Origin of the sequence: Peribacillus asahii (assembly GCF_003570725.1) — a bacterium.
GTDB classification, from domain to species: domain Bacteria; phylum Bacillota; class Bacilli; order Bacillales; family DSM-1321; genus Peribacillus; species Peribacillus asahii.
In genome coordinates this window covers 1-2,205 of record NZ_QWVS01000083.1, presented here as the reverse complement: position 1 = coordinate 2,205, position 2,205 = coordinate 1, and the positions used below count along the sequence as shown (strand labels likewise).

Below are 2,205 nucleotides of genomic sequence, written 5' to 3'. Positions count from 1 at the left end.
TGATGAGGGTTCGATTCCCTTCACCCGCTCCAAATATGGGCCTATAGCTCAGCTGGTTAGAGCGCACGCCTGATAAGCGTGAGGTCGGTGGTTCGAGTCCACTTAGGCCCACCATATATATTTCTTATTATTCAACAGTAGCTTACAAGAAAAAAACTAGCCCAAATAGGGCTAGTTTTTTTGTCTTGTTAAACTATGAAATATCATTTAATTTGAAACCATTTGGGTTGTTTATCGTATATTTATAACGTATCTCAATAATCTTAGGCAATTATTTTATTTACATATTAAAACGTTGAAAGGAAGAAAAACTATGTTCAAAAAGATTTTAGCCAGCTTAGGAAAAGGAGCTGCGACTGTAGATTTACAGTTTAATCATCAGCAATATCAAGCAGGAGAAAGTATTCAAGGAGAAGTCGTTATTCAAGGTGGTGAGGTAGAGCAGAAAATCAATCAATTAGCTGTTCGCCTCATGATGAATGTTTCACTGAAGCAAGGTAACGTTTCAAAGGAGATTGCGTATATCCCGCTTATGAGCCGCGACCGCATTCAGCCTAAAGAACAAAAGGTAATCCCTTTTCATTATGCACTGCCTACTAATATCCCGGTTTCACGAGGAACGGTTTCCTATCATTTTGATACACACCTGGATATTGAGGGAGGAGTCGACCGTAAAGATGTCGATCACCTCATTGTTCAACCACAAGGAGCACTTCAAACCATTTTTAATGCAATGGGCCGATTAGGTTTTCGAGAGAAGGCGGATTCAGGTAAAATTGATCAATATGGTCAGGAATTTGCCTTTTTCCCTACTCAGGCATTCTTAGGACAAGTAAGTGAAGTGGAAACGCGCTTTGCTACTGAACAATCAGGGATTTCTGTTTGGATGGAAGTAGATTGCAAAAACGGCTACAAAGAAGTGGAAGCAAAACGAGAATTTCGCTTAGATTGGACTATTCTTGAAAATGAAACAGAGCTTGAGAAAGTATTAGGGCAATATATCACTGAAGCAGTTGAACAGCCATATGTTTATGCACAGCCTTTTTCTTATGAGGCTAATCGTCATCACGGTATTTCTTCCGCTTTGCCTGGCATGATTGGCGGATTAGCTGTTGGCGTGTTAGGAGGTATGTTAGTTGCCGAAGTGATGGATGAGTTTGTTGAGGAAATGTTTGAAGAAGAAGCAGAGGAATTTGAAGAAGCTTTTGATTTCTTCGGCGGCGATGATGGTGAAGAGTCTTAATTAATAAATAAAAAGGCTGTCCTTCGGGGCAGTCTTTTTATTTAGTTGAACTATTATTCTTCTCAGAGCCTTTCTTTTTGCCGTCCTTAAAGCGTGTTGAAGGGCAAAATTGAGAAATCAGTCAGGAAAATGTCTTTCATCAGAGTTATAAAGGCCGAAATTAAGAAATTCAGCTAGTGAAAAGTCCTTCATCGGGGTTATGAAGGCCGAAATCAAGAAATTCAGCTAGTGAAAAGTCCTTCATCCGGGTCATGAAGGCCAAAAACGAGAAGACGAGCTAGTGAAAAGTCCTTCATCCGGGTCATGAAGGCCAAAAACGAGAAGACGAGCTAGTGAAATGTCCTTCATCAGAGTCATGAAGGCCAAAATCAAGAAAAAGAGCTAGTGAAAAGTCCTTCATCGGGGTTATGAAGGCCGAAATCAAGAAATTCAGCCAGTGAAAAGTCCTTCATCCGGGTCATGAAGGCCAAAATCAAGAAAAAGAGCCAACAAAATGTCCTTCATCGGGGTTATGAAGGCCGAAATTGAGAAACTGAGCCAGCAAAATGTCCTTCATCGGGGTTATGAAGGCCAAAATCAAGAAACCGAGCTAGTGAAAAGTCCTTCATCCGGGGTTATGAAGGCCGAAATCAAGAAAATGAGCCAGCGAAAAGTCCTTCATCGGGGTTATGAAGACCAAAATCAAGAAATCCGGCCAGAGAAAAGTCCTTCATCCGGGTCATGAAGGCCAAAATCAAGAAAAAGAGCCAGCAAAATGTCCTTCATCAGGGTTATGAAGGACGAAATCAAGAAAACGAGCTAGTGAAAAGTCCTTCATCGGGGTTATGAAAGCCAAAATTGAGAAAAAGAGCCAGTGAAAAGTCCTTCATCGGGGTTATGAAGGCCGAAATCAAGAAATTCAGCCAGTGAAAAGTCCTTCATCGAGGTTATGATGAGGTTAGTCTAAAAAGTGGACACGTTAA

At 41.0% G+C, this 2,205-nt stretch carries 2 protein-coding genes and 1 tRNA gene; all 3 read left to right on the top strand.

Features of this window, described 5'->3' with window-relative positions; genetic code table 11:
• Positions 1–37: 37 nt before the first annotated feature.
• The 3 genes from D1953_RS20965 to D1953_RS20955 all read left to right on the top strand — a co-directional run bounded on the left by D1953_RS20965 (position 38) and on the right by D1953_RS20955 (position 1,967).
• Positions 38–114, top strand: a tRNA-Ile gene (locus D1953_RS20965).
• A gap of 199 nt (positions 115–313) precedes the next feature.
• A complete protein-coding gene (locus tag D1953_RS20960; RefSeq protein ID WP_119119081.1) occupies positions 314–1,243 on the top strand; it encodes a sporulation protein in 930 nt (309 codons plus the stop codon).
• A 493-nt stretch (positions 1,244–1,736) separates the two neighbouring features.
• Complete coding sequence (locus D1953_RS20955) at positions 1,737–1,967, top strand: hypothetical protein (RefSeq protein ID WP_119119080.1); 231 nt, start codon at positions 1,737–1,739, stop codon at positions 1,965–1,967.
• Positions 1,968–2,205 lie beyond the last annotated feature (238 nt).